The sequence below is a fragment of the Telluria sp. AZSoR62 genome (assembly GCF_058111565.1).
In genome coordinates this window covers 79,984-93,747 of the sequence record NZ_JBYTST010000001.1, presented here as the reverse complement: position 1 = coordinate 93,747, position 13,764 = coordinate 79,984, and the positions used below count along the sequence as shown (strand labels likewise).

General features: G+C 62.7%; 16 protein-coding genes. 11 read left to right on the top strand and 5 right to left on the bottom strand.

The window, feature by feature from the left end:
• Nucleotides 1-82: 82 nt before the first annotated feature.
• Nucleotides 83-598: a glycine zipper 2TM domain-containing protein gene (locus AC3XQU_RS00445; RefSeq protein ID WP_489872157.1), complete on the bottom strand. Its 516-nt coding sequence runs from the start codon at nucleotides 596-598 to the stop codon at nucleotides 83-85.
• A 284-nt stretch (nucleotides 599-882) separates the two neighbouring features.
• Between AC3XQU_RS00445 and AC3XQU_RS00440 the strand changes: the two genes are divergently transcribed.
• The 5 genes from AC3XQU_RS00440 to AC3XQU_RS00420 all read left to right on the top strand — a co-directional run bounded on the left by AC3XQU_RS00440 (nucleotide 883) and on the right by AC3XQU_RS00420 (nucleotide 6,076).
• Nucleotides 883-1,395, top strand: coding sequence for a barstar family protein (locus tag AC3XQU_RS00440; RefSeq protein ID WP_489872721.1), 513 nt, complete (start codon nucleotides 883-885; stop codon nucleotides 1,393-1,395).
• Between the two features lie 60 nt (nucleotides 1,396-1,455).
• Nucleotides 1,456-2,088 carry a phosphoribosylglycinamide formyltransferase gene (gene purN / locus AC3XQU_RS00435; RefSeq protein ID WP_489872156.1) on the top strand — a complete coding sequence of 211 codons (633 nt, stop codon included), beginning with the start codon at nucleotides 1,456-1,458 and terminating at the stop codon, nucleotides 2,086-2,088.
• Nucleotides 2,089-2,100: 12 nt separating this feature from the next.
• On the top strand, nucleotides 2,101-3,438 hold the full coding sequence (locus AC3XQU_RS00430; protein WP_489872155.1) for an RsmB/NOP family class I SAM-dependent RNA methyltransferase: 1,338 nt from the start codon (nucleotides 2,101-2,103) through the stop codon (nucleotides 3,436-3,438).
• Between the two features lie 10 nt (nucleotides 3,439-3,448).
• Nucleotides 3,449-4,756 (top strand): mechanosensitive ion channel family protein, encoded by a 1,308-nt coding sequence (locus AC3XQU_RS00425; RefSeq protein ID WP_489872154.1) that lies wholly within the window; start codon nucleotides 3,449-3,451, stop codon nucleotides 4,754-4,756.
• A 105-nt stretch (nucleotides 4,757-4,861) separates the two neighbouring features.
• Nucleotides 4,862-6,076 (top strand): DesA family fatty acid desaturase, encoded by a 1,215-nt coding sequence (locus AC3XQU_RS00420; RefSeq protein ID WP_489872153.1) that lies wholly within the window; start codon nucleotides 4,862-4,864, stop codon nucleotides 6,074-6,076.
• Nucleotides 6,077-6,308: 232 nt separating this feature from the next.
• On the opposite strand, the gene rpmG is transcribed toward AC3XQU_RS00420, so the two are convergent.
• From rpmG to radC, 3 genes are all read right to left on the bottom strand, one after another.
• Complete coding sequence (gene rpmG, locus AC3XQU_RS00415; protein WP_005665735.1) at nucleotides 6,309-6,476, bottom strand: 50S ribosomal protein L33; 168 nt, start codon at nucleotides 6,474-6,476, stop codon at nucleotides 6,309-6,311.
• Between the two features lie 13 nt (nucleotides 6,477-6,489).
• On the bottom strand, nucleotides 6,490-6,726 hold the full coding sequence (gene rpmB / locus AC3XQU_RS00410) for a 50S ribosomal protein L28 (protein ID WP_123069134.1): 237 nt from the start codon (nucleotides 6,724-6,726) through the stop codon (nucleotides 6,490-6,492).
• Between the two features lie 164 nt (nucleotides 6,727-6,890).
• Nucleotides 6,891-7,562, bottom strand: coding sequence for a RadC family protein (gene radC, locus AC3XQU_RS00405; RefSeq protein ID WP_489872152.1), 672 nt, complete (start codon nucleotides 7,560-7,562; stop codon nucleotides 6,891-6,893).
• A gap of 114 nt (nucleotides 7,563-7,676) precedes the next feature.
• Here radC and AC3XQU_RS00400 point away from each other — a divergent pair, with 114 nt between their 5' ends.
• From AC3XQU_RS00400 to AC3XQU_RS00375, 6 genes are all read left to right on the top strand, one after another.
• Entirely contained in the window at nucleotides 7,677-8,144 is a 468-nt protein-coding gene (locus AC3XQU_RS00400) for an FKBP-type peptidyl-prolyl cis-trans isomerase (protein ID WP_489872151.1), read from the top strand.
• Nucleotides 8,145-8,157: 13 nt separating this feature from the next.
• Nucleotides 8,158-9,105 (top strand): 4-hydroxy-3-methylbut-2-enyl diphosphate reductase, encoded by a 948-nt coding sequence (gene ispH / locus AC3XQU_RS00395; protein WP_489872150.1) that lies wholly within the window; start codon nucleotides 8,158-8,160, stop codon nucleotides 9,103-9,105.
• A 184-nt stretch (nucleotides 9,106-9,289) separates the two neighbouring features.
• The gene (locus AC3XQU_RS00390) at nucleotides 9,290-10,219 is read left to right on the top strand and encodes a branched-chain amino acid ABC transporter permease (RefSeq protein ID WP_489872149.1); all 930 of its coding nucleotides are present in this window, start codon (nucleotides 9,290-9,292) and stop codon (nucleotides 10,217-10,219) included.
• A gap of 13 nt (nucleotides 10,220-10,232) precedes the next feature.
• Complete coding sequence (locus tag AC3XQU_RS00385) at nucleotides 10,233-11,444, top strand: ABC transporter permease subunit (protein WP_489872148.1); 1,212 nt, start codon at nucleotides 10,233-10,235, stop codon at nucleotides 11,442-11,444.
• The gene (locus AC3XQU_RS00380) at nucleotides 11,441-12,211 is read left to right on the top strand and encodes an ABC transporter ATP-binding protein (protein WP_489872147.1); all 771 of its coding nucleotides are present in this window, start codon (nucleotides 11,441-11,443) and stop codon (nucleotides 12,209-12,211) included. Before AC3XQU_RS00385 ends, AC3XQU_RS00380 begins: the two co-directional genes overlap by 4 nt.
• A 2-nt stretch (nucleotides 12,212-12,213) precedes the next feature.
• Nucleotides 12,214-12,936 (top strand): ABC transporter ATP-binding protein, encoded by a 723-nt coding sequence (locus tag AC3XQU_RS00375; RefSeq protein ID WP_489872720.1) that lies wholly within the window; start codon nucleotides 12,214-12,216, stop codon nucleotides 12,934-12,936.
• A gap of 71 nt (nucleotides 12,937-13,007) precedes the next feature.
• On the opposite strand, the gene AC3XQU_RS00370 is transcribed toward AC3XQU_RS00375, so the two are convergent.
• Nucleotides 13,008-13,583, bottom strand: a complete 576-nt coding sequence (locus AC3XQU_RS00370; protein WP_489872146.1) for a phasin family protein — start codon at nucleotides 13,581-13,583, stop codon at nucleotides 13,008-13,010.
• Between the last annotated feature and the right edge of the window lie 181 nt (nucleotides 13,584-13,764).

Here is a 13,764-nt window from a genome sequence, read left to right as displayed (position 1 = left end):
TTATCGGGTGAGGGGTTCCCGCAGCGCAAGCACGGAAACCCAGAAGGAAGTATTCAAAGCCGGCAAGGGCGCCGGCCAGGAATCAATACCCGTCGAGCGGCTGGACCGAAACGCGCAGGCGCACGCGGTTGCCGGGGTCGCGGCTCATCAGGGAAGTATAGGTCTGGCCGCGGTATTCGTAGGTCACGTCGTAGCCATTGGTGCGCGATTCATAGGCTTCCACCTCGCGGCACTGGCGCACGGCCTGTTCCTGCACGCCTTGCGGCCGGTTGTTGTTTTCCGCACGGTCGCCGACCATCGCGCCGGCAATGGCGCCTGCAGCCGTGGCAGCCACCCGGCCGCTGCCGCTGCCGACCTGGTTACCGAGCAGGCCGCCGACGATACCGCCGACGATGCCGCCGCCGGCGCCACGCTGCTGCTGCACCGGCACCTGCACGTAATCGGTACGGCATTCCTGGCGCGGCATGCGGATCTGCTCCACGCGCGGCTGGACGCGCACGACGCGGCCGAAGTCTTCGAAGTCGGTGCCCTGGGCCTGGGCCAGCGGCAGTGCCGCACAACCCATGGCGGCAATCATCAGTTTGGCTTGGATGTTCATGTGCTACCTCATAGTAGGAATCAAGGAGTCCGGCGGGATGCGACCCCGGACTTTCATACGTCATATGGTAATCCTGCTGGCTGTACGCGCCGGATCCGCATGGCAACAAAATGTAACAGAGGTATAAGGCATTTCTACCCGTCGCCAGAATGGGAGGACGTGTGCGACGAGGCCGAAAGGCCCGACTTCGCTTCTACCAATTCTTACAAAGTCGATTCCTGGAATCACATTTGGGTTGCTTCCAATACCACAAAACGTTACCCTTACACAAATCAGGGACTTTTATTGGCGTTTGGAAACGAAAGCAGGAGAGAACAGCGACGCAAGCCAACCGTCGCGGCGTGACGCTTGAGCGAACATGTTACCGACCTGGTCAACTTGAGGAAAAAATGAGTTTGTTGATGAGAGTGCCGCCCAATCTTGTGCAATCGATCCGCGCCTTCCGCGTTGTCGAGCTGCAGCAGGAGGCTGTGCGCCTGGGTCAGCACTTCCTGTACGCACATTGCGCCAATACCTTGACCAAACAACAGGTCTGCTCGCGCATCGGCGAAAACTTTTATTTTCCTAAGCCCTGCAGCAAGAATTTCGACGCACTGCGCAAATGCCTGACCGAGACGGTCGCCGAAGCCGGCCCGCAGCCCGGCTTTCTTGTGGTGCTGGAACAACTGCCGAGCGCCCAGAAGTTCGACAAGGAAGCACGCGAAAACCTGCTCGACGTTTTCCGCGATGCGGCCGAGTTCTGGGCCGAAAAGAAGGTGCCTTTCCGAGTATTCTACTCGTTCGCCATCCCGGCCTGAGGACCGGCGCCTCCCCCGGTTCCCGGGGTTGCCCCCCTGCCTTACGGTACAATGCGGGGTATGAAAAATATTGTGATCCTCATTTCCGGCCGCGGCAGCAACATGGAAGCGGTCGTGCGTGCAGCGGAAAACGAAGGGTGGCCGGCCCGTATTGCGGCGGTGATCAGCAATAAACCGGAAGCAAAAGGGCTGGCATTTGCCCAGTCCCGCGGCATCCCGACTGCCGTCGTGGCCAACAAGGATTTCGCCAGCCGCGCCGAGTTCGACGCGGCGCTGCAGGAAACGATCGATCGCTTCACTCCCGACCTCGTGGTGCTCGCCGGCTTCATGCGCATCCTGACTGCGCCTTTTGTGGCGCATTACGAAGGGCGCATGCTGAACATCCATCCGTCGCTGTTGCCCTTGTTCCCGGGGCTGGGCACGCACCAGCAGGCGATCGATGCCGGTGAAACCGAGCATGGCGCGACCGTCCATTTTGTCACGGCCGAGCTCGATCATGGCCCGGTGGTGGCGCAGGCACGCGTGCCGGTGCTGCCGGACGACACCGAAGACACGCTGTCCGCCCGCGTGCTCGTCGAAGAGCACAAGTTGTATCCCCGAGCGGTGCGCCTGTTCGTCGAAGACAGGCTCAGTATTATTGACGGCGAAGTGCGCATTGCAAGGCAAGCGCCCGCCGAAACCACAAGCATTTAACCAAGGAAATTCATGAGATTGCCACCAGCAATCCTCGGCAATACGGAAGAAGTATTGCGCGAGGTCCTGCGCTTTATGTCGCCGGCCGACGTCACCCTGTCGCGTTACTTCAAGGACCACCCGCGTTTCGGCGGTCGCGAGCGCGGCGTCATTGCCGAAGCCGTTTATGCGGTGCTGCGTAATAAATCCTTCTTCACCGATTTCGCCGGCGCCGGCAATACCCCGTCGATGCGCAAGCTGGCCTTGCTGGGCCTGGCTGAAACCGCGGGCATCGATGCCCTCGGCGGCCTGAGCGAAGACGAAACCCATTTCCTGACCCGCATCAAGGAAGTCGACCGCAGCCTGTTGCCGCCTCAGATGCAGGCCAACCTGCCGACCTGGCTGTACGACAAGTTCGTCGCCCAGTACGGCGAGCAGGAAACCCTCGAACTGGCTGCCGCACTCAACACGCCGGCGCCGCTTGACCTGCGCGTGAATTCGATCAAGTCCAACCGCGACGATGTCATGGCCGAGCTGGCCAAGGCGCCGATCGCCGCCGAGCCGATGCCTTACGCACCACTCGGCCTGCGCGTGCTGAAAAAGCCTGCGCTGCAAAACCTGCCGCTGTTCAAGGACGGCGCCATCGAAGTGCAGGACGAGGGCAGCCAGGTGCTGTCCCAGATCGTCGGTGCGCGCCGCGGCGAGATGGTAGTGGACTTCTGCGCCGGCGCCGGCGGCAAGACGCTGGCGCTGGGCGCGACCATGCGCAATACCGGCCGCCTGTACGCCTTCGACGTGTCCGAGAAACGCCTGGCCAAGCTGAAGCCGCGCATGGCGCGCAGCGGGCTGTCGAACGTGCATCCGGTGTTGATCGCGCACGAGCGCGACGCCAAGATCAAGCGCCTGGCCGGCAAGATCGACCGCGTGCTGGTCGACGCACCCTGCAGCGGCATGGGCACCCTGCGCCGCAATCCGGACGTGAAATGGCGCCAGCGCCCTGAAGCCATCGGCGAGATGCAGGAAAAGCAGGCCGCGATCCTGGACGGCGCGGCGCGCCTGCTTAAGAGCGGCGGCCGCCTGGTGTACGCCACCTGCAGCCTGCTGGACGAAGAGAACGACTTCATCGTCGAGCAATTCCTGGGCAGCCACCCGGACTTCGAGCTGGTCCCGATGAGCAAGGTGCTGGCCGAGCAGAAGATCCCGCTCGAGATGGGCGACTACCTCAAGATGCTGCCGCACAAGCACCAGACCGACGGCTTCTTTGCTGCCGTGCTGGAGCGCAAGGCCAAGGCCAAGGCGGCGCCGGTAGAAAAGGCCGACGCGGACGCGGAAGAAGCGGCCGACGAGGCAACCGGCAGCCCAGACGCCTGAGGCCGCGGGCATGCCGCTCCAGCAATTGCTGGCCGACCTGCTCGGCGACATCCCCAAGCCTGCCATCCTGTGGCAGGCGCTTGCCATCGTCCTGTGCGTGCTTGCCGGCTGGGGTTTGGCGCGGCTGATCCACCGCTCGTGGCTGCAGAATCACCAGCATACCGGCCTGATCGGCGTCGGCATGGGCAGCTTCGGCCGCGTGCTGTCGCCGCTCCTGATCCTCGGCTTCCTGGTGGCCGCGCGCGCCGCCATGGCAGGCTACCAGAGCGTGCACCTGCTGAACATCGCGGTGCCGCTGGCCTCGTCGCTGGCGGTCATCCGCACCTTCTTCTACCTGCTGCGCCGCGTGTTCGCACGGCGCGGGCAGCTGGGCGAAGCGCTGCAAACCTTCGAAAAAATCTTCGCACTGGTCGTCTGGCTGGGCGTCGCGCTGCATATCACCGGCGTGCTGCCGGACGTGATCCGCTTCCTCGAGAACAAATATTTGCCGATTGGCAAATATCACCTGAAGCTGGCGGACCTGGTCGAAGGCGTCGTTTCGATCGTGGTGCTGATGATGCTGGCGCTGTGGGCCGGCGCCGCGCTGGAAGAGCGACTGATGCGCGTCGACCGCATGCACAGCTCGCTGAAAGTGGTGCTGGCGCACATGAGCCGCGCCGTGCTGATCCTCGTTGCGGTACTGTTCAGCCTGTCGCTGGCGGGCCTCGACCTGACCGTGCTGTCGGTGTTCGGCGGCGCCCTGGGCGTGGGTCTCGGCCTGGGCATGCAGCGTATTGCGAGTAACTATGTGTCCGGCTTCATCATCCTGCTGGAACGCAGCCTGACCATCGGCGACCCGATCACCATCGACAAATACTCGGGCAAGGTCGCGCGGATCAATACGCGCTATACCGTGCTGCGCGGCGCCGACGGCACCCAGACCCTGTTGCCGAACGAGATGCTGATCACGGGCGTCGTCCTGAATCAGTCCGGCTTCAACCGCAACGTGCGCGCGACCACCAAGCTGACGGTGTCCTATGACAGCGACCTGGCGACCATCATGCCGCTGCTCGAAGCGCAGCCGCGCGGCGTCGCCCGCGTGCTCGAAGAACCGGCGCCGAACGTGCTGCTCAATGCCTTCGGGGCCGACGGTTACGAGCTGGAAGTCGGCTTCTGGCTGGGCGACCCGGAAAACGGGCAGGGCGGCCCGATTTCGGACGTGAACCAGAAAATCTATGCATTAGTGCAAGCCGGCACGATCAAACTTGGTCATCCGTCCATCGATACCCGCTTACTCGATGCGCATATCACATCGGTTGTGGCGCGCAGCCCGGTTTAAAGTGAATTAAGGCACCCACGCGTGCCGTGCATCACTAGAACCGCGTAAAATGAGCGCTTGCAGGCTGCCGCGTCAAGGTGGCTCAGGCAATTTCTTGGAGACTCAATGGATTTCTTTAGTAGCGAACCCGTGCAAGCCGTGCTGCAGTTCATGTCCACCGGCCTGCTTGACTTCACCGGATGGCAAGTGTTCTTTGCTACGCTGGGGCTGACGCACATCACGATCGCCGCCGTGACGATCTACCTGCACCGCCACCAGGCGCACCGCGCGCTGGAACTGCACGCGATCCCGAGCCATTTCTTCCGCTTCTGGCTGTGGCTGACCACGGGCCAGGTCACCAAGGAATGGGCCTCGATCCATCGCAAGCACCACGCCAAATGCGATACCGAAGAAGATCCGCACAGCCCGCAGACCCGCGGCATCCGCAAGGTACTGTTCGAAGGCGCCGAGCTGTACCGCGCCGAGAGCAAGGTCAAGGAAACCATGGAGAAGTATGGCCACGGTACGCCGGACGACTGGATCGAACGCAACCTGTACACCAAGCACAGCGCCATGGGCGTGGTGTTGATGCTGTTTATTAACGTTGCGCTGTTCGGCATCGTCGGTATTTCGGTCTGGGCCGTGCAGATGATGTGGATCCCGATCACGGCCGCCGGCATCATCAACGGCATCGGCCACTACTGGGGCTACCGCAACTACGACTGCAGCGATGCGGCAACCAATATCATCCCGTTCGGTATCCTGATCGGTGGCGAAGAGCTGCACAATAACCACCACACCTTTGCCACTTCGGCCAAGCTGTCGAGCAAGTGGTACGAGTTCGACCTGGGCTGGGGTTATATCCGCATCCTGGAAACACTGCGCCTGGCCAAGGTGAAGAAGGTTGCGCCGAAGCCGGAGTTCGCCAAGGACAAGCTGGTGGCCGACCTCGACACCCTGCAGTCGGTGATCGCGAACCGCTACGACGTGATGGCGAAGTATGCCAAGTCGGTGCGTTATGCCTTCCGCGAGGAATTCGAGCACCTGAAGCACAAGGCCGAGCTGGAAACCCGTTTCCTGAAGAGCTCGCGCAAGCTGATGCAGCGCGAGCCGGGCAAGCTGGAATCGTCGCAGAAGCAGCAGCTGGTCGAGCTCTTCGAGCACAGCAAGCCGCTGGAAACCATGCACCAGATGCGCGTGGAACTGGGCGCGATCTGGGAGCGTTCGCACGCGACCCGCGACCAGCTGCTGCAGCAACTGCAGGACTGGTGCGCACGCGCCGAAGCCTCGGGCATCAAGTCGCTGCAGGAGTTCTCGCTGCGCCTGCGCAGCTACGCGTAACAAGCCGCAAGCTGCATATGAAAAAAGCTCCTTCGGGAGCTTTTTTTACGGCCCTGCAAAGGCGCGGTGCACTGTCATCACCTGGACCCTGGCCTTGAGCCGACACGGCAGCAGGGGCTGGTGAGCATTCACTACCAAGGGGCGCCGCCACTGCCCGCAGTTTTTTGCCAACCGTACAAATAAAAAAGCCGCCCGTTTGAGGCGGGCGGCTTTTCGGGAGAAGCAAGATCGATTACTTGATCTTGGTTTCCTTGTAGATCACGTGCTTGCGTGCCTTAGGGTCGAATTTGGTGATTTCCATTTTCGCCGGCATCGTGCGCTTGTTCTTGGTGGTGGTGTAGAAGTGACCGGTACCTGCGGTCGATTCCAGCTTGATTTTGTCGCGGCCAGTTTTTGCCATGATAGCTCCCTAATTAAACTTTTTCGCCACGGGCACGCATGTCGGCCAGCACGACATCGATGCCGAGCTTGTCGATCACGCGCAGACCGGCGTTGGACAAACGCAGGGAGACCCAGCGGTTTTCCGATTCCACATAGATGCGACGGTTCTGCAGGTTAGGCAGGAAGCGACGCTTGGTTTTGTTGTTAGCGTGGGAGACGTTGTTGCCAACCATCACACCCTTGCCGGTAACTTGGCAGACACGTGCCATAGTGCACTCCTTAAATAATATTCCGGACTGGAAAAACGAGAGTATAGCGCGAAAACCAACGCCAAATCAATCACTTGCAGAAAACAATTGTGTCTTAGCTTAGTTCACACATTTAACAATTGCCGTCGAGTGAGCTAAGGCCCTGTTTACACGCCGTAAACTGTTTACAACTGTCCATGCTCGGCAAAGGAATGCACCTGTGTGCCGGCCACCACAAAATGGTCCAGCACCCGGATATCGACCAGGCCCAGGGCCTGCACTAGGCTTGCCGTCAGGCGCAGGTCGGCCTCGCTCGGCTCGGGCACGCCGGAAGGGTGGTTATGCGCCAGGATGACGGCCGCGGCATTGCGCCGCAGGGCGGCCTTGACCACCTCGCGTGGATAGACGCTGGTATGCGTCAGCGTGCCGCGAAACATTTCTTCGTAATTGATCAGGCGGTTCTTCACGTCGACAAACAGCACCAGGAAGGATTCGTAGGGCTGCAGGGCGAACTGGTTGCGCAGGTAGTCGCGCACCGCGTCCGGCGAGCACAAGGCCTTGCGCTCGAAGTTCTCGGCCACCGCACGGCGCGTGAGCTCGACGGCGGCCTGCAGCTGGGCGTACTTGGCCGGGCCCAGGCCATGCAATTGCCCGAACTCGCCGGCGCTGGCGTGCAGCAGCCGGTGCAGCGAGCCGAAATGGTCGAGCATGTCGCGCGCCAGCGCCACGGCGCTCTTGCCCGCCACGCCCACGCGCAGGAAGATCGCCAGCAGTTCGGTATCCGACAGCGCACCCGCGCCGGCGCGCATCAGGCGTTCGCGCGGGCGTTGCTGTTCCGGCCAATCACAAATTCCCATGTCTGATCCTTGCCATAAAAGAGGGCGGCCTGCGGCGCCAAAGCCCGGCCATGCCTGACTAGCGGTAAAATAGCGGTTTGCCTGCAACAGGCCTGCCTGTTACCACAAACGAACATGTCCAACGTCCCGTCGTCCCCATCCGCTGCTGTCGTCAACGACGCTTCCTACCTGACCCTGCATTATCGGCTTGCCACTGCCGACGGTACTGATCTGATCACTACCTTTGCAGGCAACCCGGCCACCTTGATGCTGGGCCAGGGACAGTTGGCGCCGTTCCTCGAGCAACGCCTGATCGGCCTGGCGGAAGGCGTGCACCAGACTTTCGAGCTGAGCGCGGCGGACGCCTTCGGCGAGCGCAATCCCGAGCTGATCCAGTCGGTGTCGAAGGCCTTGCTGGCAGAGAATTCGGTGCCGGACGCCGACTACAAGGTCGGCGAGCTGATCGAGTTCAACGCGCCCAAGGGCGGCCGCTTCGCCGGCATGCTGCTGGAAATGCACGAGACCTCGGCGCTGTTCGACTTCAACCACCCGCTGGCCGGCCAGGCCCTGCAGTTCGAAGTGAAACTGATTTCGGTGTTGTAAAACAGGACCCTCCATGGAAAACGAAATTCTGCTAGCCCAGCCGCGCGGCTTCTGCGCCGGCGTGGACCGCGCCATCGAAATCGTCGAGCGCGCACTGCGCCAGTTCGGCGCCCCGATCTATGTGCGCCACGAGATCGTGCACAACGCCTACGTGGTCGAAGACCTGCGCAACAAGGGCGCGATCTTCATCGAAAGCCTCGACGACGTCCCGGCCGGCAATACGCTGGTGTTCTCGGCCCACGGCGTGTCGAAAGCCGTGCGCCTGGAAGCCGAATCGCGCGGCCTGACCATTTTCGACGCGACCTGCCCGCTGGTGACCAAGGTCCACGTCGAAGTGGCCAAGATGCGCAAGCAGGGCTGCGAGATCATCATGATCGGCCACGACGGCCACCCCGAAGTCGAAGGCACGATGGGCCAGGCCGAAGAAGGCATGCACCTGGTCGAGACGGTGGAAGACGTCGCGACCCTGGTGGTGAACAACCCGGACCACCTGGCCTATGTCTCGCAGACCACGCTGTCGGTGGACGACACCGAAGACATCATCCAGGCCCTCAAGGCGCGCTTCCCGAACATCATCGAGCCGAAGAAGGGCGACATCTGCTACGCCACCACCAACCGCCAGGAAGCCGTGAAGTTCCTCGCGCCCCAGGTGGAAGTGGTGATCGTCGTGGGCAGCCCGAACAGCTCGAACTCGAACCGCCTGCGCGAGGTGGCCGACAAGATGGGCACCCCGGCCTATATGATCGATAACGCCGCCGCCATCGATCCGCTGTGGATCGCAGGCAAGAAGCGCATCGGCGTCACGGCCGGCGCCTCGGCCCCGGAAGTGCTGGTGCAGGCCGTGATCGACCGCCTCAAGCAACTCGGCGCGGCCAGCGTGCGCGCGCTCGAGGGCGTGGAAGAAAACGTGGTGTTCCCGCTGCCGAAGGGCCTGGACGGGGCGCGGCCGGCGCAGGGATAATTTTTCGCAACCGCGCTTTTCGGGTGTCGGTTTTCACATTGCCAAGTTATGATGACGGCGCTCGGAATCGTCGTCATAGACAAGGCAAGCATGCGATAGCACGGCCATGAGCGGCACTGCGGGTTTCCCGGAGTGCCGCTTTTCATTGGCTGGGCCGGAATTTGGAAACTAGACAAGCGGAACGATGGAAACCTTCATCCAACAACTACTCAATGGCCTGGTACTGGGCAGCATGTATGCCCTGGTGGCGCTGGGCTACACCATGGTGTACGGGGTGCTCAACCTGATCAACTTCGCCCACGGCGATGTATTGATGATCGGCGCCATGGTCGGCCTGAGCCTGCTCAAGCTGCTGGACGCGTATGCCCCCGGCCTGCCGGGCTACCTGCAACTGGCCATCGCCATCCTCGGCGCGATCCCCGTGGCCATGCTGGTCAATATCCTGATCGAGCGCGTCGCCTACCGCCGCCTGCGCAATGCGCCGCGCCTGGCCCCGCTCATCACCGCGATCGGCGTGTCGATCCTGCTGCAGACCTTCGCCATGATGATCTGGGGCCGCAGCCCGCTGCCTTTCCCGCAGCTGCTCTCGCCCGAGCCGATCAACATCGGCGGCGCGCTCATTTCGCAGACCCAGGTGCTGCTGCTGGTGCTGGCGGCCATCGCGATGGTCGGCCTGGTGCTGCTGGTCGAACGCACCCGGATGGGCCGCGCGATGCGCGCCGTGGCCGAGAACCCGCGCGTGGCCGGCCTGATGGGCGTGGACTCGAACCGCGTGATCGTCGCCACCTTCGCCATCGGCGCCGCGCTGGCGGCGGTGGCCGGCGTGATGTGGGGCGCGAACTACGCCTCGATCACCTTCACCATGGGCGTGCTGCCGGGGATGAAGGCCTTCTGCGCCGCCGTGCTGGGCGGGATCGGGAATATTTACGGCGCCATGATCGGCGGCATCCTGCTGGGCATTATCGAAGCGCTGGGCGCCGGCTACATCGGCGACCTGACCGGCGGCTTCCTGGGCAGCCACTACCAGGACATCTTCGCCTTCGTCGTGCTGATCCTCGTGCTCACCCTGCGCCCGTCCGGCATCATGGGCGAGCGCGTGGCCGACCGCGCATAAAGGAGAACGCACCATGGCACTCCTGACTTTCGATCTCCAGCACAAGCCGCGCCAGGCGCGTGCAAGCATGGCCATCGTGCTGGTGCTGATGCTGGTCTTCCCGTTTGTCGCTTCCCAGTTCGGCAACTCCTGGGTACGCATCATCGACATCGCGCTGCTCTACATCATGCTGGCGCTGGGCCTGAACATCGTGGTCGGTTTCGCCGGCCTGCTCGACCTGGGCTATATCGCCTTCTTCGCCGTCGGCGCCTACCTGGTCGGCCTGTTCTCCTCGCCCCAGTTCGCGGCCCTGCTCGAATCGGTCATCTATTATTCTCCCGCGCTGGGCGAGGCATTGGTGAGCTTCTTCGGACCGGAGATCCAGCAGAACGGCATCCACCTGTCGGTGTGGGCCATCGTGCCGCTGGCTGCGATCGTGGCCGGGCTGTTCGGCGCGCTGCTGGGCGCCCCGACCCTGAAGCTGCGTGGCGACTACCTGGCCATCGTGACGCTCGGTTTCGGCGAGATCATCCGCATCTTCATGAACAACCTGAACGACCCGATCAACTTCACCAACGGGCCGCAGGGGATCAACATGATCGACCCGATCCGCGTGTTCGGGGTGTCGCTGGCAGGCGAAGCCGGCTCGCAGGCCACCGTGCACTTCAAGGGCTTTTCCATGCCCTCGGTGAACGCGTATTACTTCCTGTTCCTGGCGCTGACCATCGCGACCATCTTCATCACCTCGCGCCTGCAGCACTCGCGCCTGGGCCGGGCCTGGGTGGCGATCCGCGAAGACGAGATCGCGGCCAAGGCGATGGGCATCAATACCCGCAACGTCAAGCTGCTGGCCTTTGCCATGGGTGCGAGTTTTGGTGGCGTAGCCGGCGCCATGTTCGGCGCCTTCCAGGGTTTCGTGTCGCCCGAATCGTTCTCGCTGACCGAATCGATCGCCGTGCTGGCGATGGTGGTGCTGGGCGGGATCGGCCACATTCCCGGCGTGGTGCTGGGCGGCGTGCTGCTGGCGGCCCTGCCGGAAGTGCTGCGCCACGTGGTGGAGCCGGCGCAGCAGGCGCTGTTCGGTACCGTCGTGATCGAGGCCGAGGTGCTGCGCCAGCTGCTGTACGGGCTGGCGCTGGTGCTGATCATGCTGGTCAACCCGGCCGGCCTGTGGCCGTCGCCGAACAAGGAAGAGCGCCCGAATGCGGCGCTGGCGCGCGACGAAGAGGAGGGGGCCAAGGCATGAGCGAGCTGATTCTCAACATCGCCGGCGTGAACAAGCGCTTCGGCGGCCTGCAGGCCCTGACCGACGTCGGCATCCGCATCGAGCGCGGGCAGATCTATGGCCTGATCGGCCCGAACGGCGCCGGCAAGACCACCTTCTTCAACGTGATCACGGGCCTGTACCAGCCCGACAGCGGCACGTTCGAACTGGGCGGCAAACCCTATTCGCCTTCGGCCCCGCACGAGGTGGCCAGGGCCGGCATCGCGCGTACCTTCCAGAACATCCGCCTGTTCGGCGAAATGAGCGCGCTCGAAAACGTGATGGTGGGCCGCCACGTGCGCACCCGCCAGGGTGTGCTGGGCGCGATCTTGCGCCACAAGGCCGCGCGCATCGAGGAAGCGGCGATCCGCGCGCGCGCCCAGGAGCTGCTCGATTTCGTGGGCATCGGCGAATTTGCCAACCGCACCGCCAAGTACCTGTCCTACGGCGACCAGCGGCGACTGGAAATCGCGCGTGCGCTCGCGACCGACCCGCAGCTGCTGGCGCTGGACGAACCGGCGGCCGGCATGAACGCCACCGAAAAACTGGGCCTGCGCGAGCTGCTGGTGAAAATCAAGGCGCAGGGCAAGACCGTGCTGCTGATCGAACACGACGTCAAGCTGATGATGGGCCTGTGCGACCGCATGACGGTGCTCGAATACGGCAAGCAGATCGCGGAAGGCCTGCCCTCCGAGATCCAGAAGAACGAGGCCGTGATCAAGGCTTACCTGGGCGGAGCCCATACATGACGATGAACGACAACATCCTGAAAGTGTCCGGCCTGAAGGTCGCCTACGGCGGCATCAAGGCGGTCAAGGGCGTGGACCTGGAAGTGAACAAGAGCGAGCTGGTCACGCTCATCGGCGCCAACGGCGCCGGCAAGACTACCACCCTGAAGGCGATCACCGGCACCCTCCCGGCCTGCAAGGTCGAGGGCGAGATCGCCTACCTGGGCAAGTCGCTCAAGGGGACCCAGTCCTTCCGCATGGTGCAGCAGAAGCTGGCCATGGTGCCGGAAGGGCGGGGCGTGTTCACCCGCATGACGATCCACGAGAACCTGCAGATGGGCGCTTTCACGCGCGACGACGCGGCGGGGATCGCGGCCGACATCGAGAAGTGGTACGGCGTGTTCCCGCGCCTGAAGGAGCGCTCTACCCAGCTGGCCGGTACCCTGTCGGGCGGCGAGCAGCAGATGCTGGCCATGGCGCGCGCCTTGATGAGCCATCCGACCCTGCTGCTGCTCGATGAACCCTCGATGGGCCTGTCGCCGATCATGGTCGAAAAGATCTTCGAGGTGATCCGCGACGTGTCGCGGCAAGGGATCACGATCCTGCTGGTCGAGCAGAATGCAAAACTGGCGCTGCAGGCGGCGCACCGCGGATATGTGATGGAATCGGGGCTGGTGACCATGACCGGCAATGCGGGCGAGATGCTCAACGACCCGCGGGTGCAGGCGGCCTACCTCGGCGAATAGCCGCTACAGCGTTAACGCAAAAAAGCCGGAACGTCGCCGTTCCGGCTTTTTATTTTTTGACCAAGCGAAGCTTAGGCGGCGGCTGCGCCTGTCGCGGTGGCGGTCGCCTTGCGAGCAGTTGCCGAAAACTGGTTCACGGCGGCGCTCACGTTGTTTTCGATGGCTTCAGCAGCCTGCTTGCTGGTTTTGCTGAACTGCTCGTAGCCGGCGTTGGCGTTGCTGATCGCGGTCTTGACGGCGGCGACGAAGTTCTCCGAACCGGCAGGGGCGTTCTTGCTCACTTCGTCGACCAGGGCGATGACCTTGCGGTTGGTTTCGACGATCTGGGTCTCGGCGACTTTCGAGAACTCGGCGCCGGTGCCGCTGGCGATCGACGCCAGTTCGCGGCTGTACGACATGGCCTTTTCGGCGGTCGGCTGGGCTTGCGAGGTGGTGACCGAGAAGAATTCTTGTGGGTCTTTTGCGCTCAGCAGGGCACGGGTGACGTTCTGCGACGATTCCAGGGAAGTGCGGGCGGCGTTGATGTTCAGCTCGACCAGCTTTTCCATGCCTTCGAAGGTCTTGGCGGTCAGCGACGAGAACAGCGCGAACTGCGATTCGAGGTTGGCTTTGGTAGCATTCGAGAACTGCTCAGGGATTGCAAACATGTGGATCTCCAAAATTCAAAAAGTTCAAGTGGATAAATGTTGCTTGGACCGGTGAGGCAGGTTTTATTCGTTTGGTTTCGACGAAACTCTTTTTTGTGCACCGCAACAGGGCGAATTTTCACCCAAGTGGACAGGCGAGTCAAGCGGATTTGATGCGCTGCACCATCCGATGTGCATAAAT

Excerpts from the sequence above, each read along its gene's own strand:
- AC3XQU_RS00445 (WP_489872157.1), bottom strand. The coding sequence starts at position 598 with ATGAACATCCAAGCCAAACTGATGATTGCCGCCATGGGTTGTGCGGCA.
- purN (WP_489872156.1), top strand. The coding sequence starts at position 1,456 with ATGAAAAATATTGTGATCCTCATTTCCGGCCGCGGCAGCAACATGGAA.
- AC3XQU_RS00430 (WP_489872155.1), top strand. The coding sequence starts at position 2,101 with ATGAGATTGCCACCAGCAATCCTCGGCAATACGGAAGAAGTATTGCGC.
- AC3XQU_RS00425 (WP_489872154.1), top strand. The coding sequence starts at position 3,449 with ATGCCGCTCCAGCAATTGCTGGCCGACCTGCTCGGCGACATCCCCAAG.
- AC3XQU_RS00420 (WP_489872153.1), top strand. The coding sequence starts at position 4,862 with ATGGATTTCTTTAGTAGCGAACCCGTGCAAGCCGTGCTGCAGTTCATG.
- rpmG (WP_005665735.1), bottom strand. The coding sequence starts at position 6,476 with ATGGCAAAAACTGGCCGCGACAAAATCAAGCTGGAATCGACCGCAGGT.
- rpmB (WP_123069134.1), bottom strand. The coding sequence starts at position 6,726 with ATGGCACGTGTCTGCCAAGTTACCGGCAAGGGTGTGATGGTTGGCAAC.
- radC (WP_489872152.1), bottom strand. The coding sequence starts at position 7,562 with ATGGGAATTTGTGATTGGCCGGAACAGCAACGCCCGCGCGAACGCCTG.
- AC3XQU_RS00400 (WP_489872151.1), top strand. The coding sequence starts at position 7,677 with ATGTCCAACGTCCCGTCGTCCCCATCCGCTGCTGTCGTCAACGACGCT.
- ispH (WP_489872150.1), top strand. The coding sequence starts at position 8,158 with ATGGAAAACGAAATTCTGCTAGCCCAGCCGCGCGGCTTCTGCGCCGGC.
- AC3XQU_RS00390 (WP_489872149.1), top strand. The coding sequence starts at position 9,290 with ATGGAAACCTTCATCCAACAACTACTCAATGGCCTGGTACTGGGCAGC.
- AC3XQU_RS00385 (WP_489872148.1), top strand. The coding sequence starts at position 10,233 with ATGGCACTCCTGACTTTCGATCTCCAGCACAAGCCGCGCCAGGCGCGT.
- AC3XQU_RS00380 (WP_489872147.1), top strand. The coding sequence starts at position 11,441 with ATGAGCGAGCTGATTCTCAACATCGCCGGCGTGAACAAGCGCTTCGGC.
- AC3XQU_RS00375 (WP_489872720.1), top strand. The coding sequence starts at position 12,214 with ATGAACGACAACATCCTGAAAGTGTCCGGCCTGAAGGTCGCCTACGGC.
- AC3XQU_RS00370 (WP_489872146.1), bottom strand. The coding sequence starts at position 13,583 with ATGTTTGCAATCCCTGAGCAGTTCTCGAATGCTACCAAAGCCAACCTC.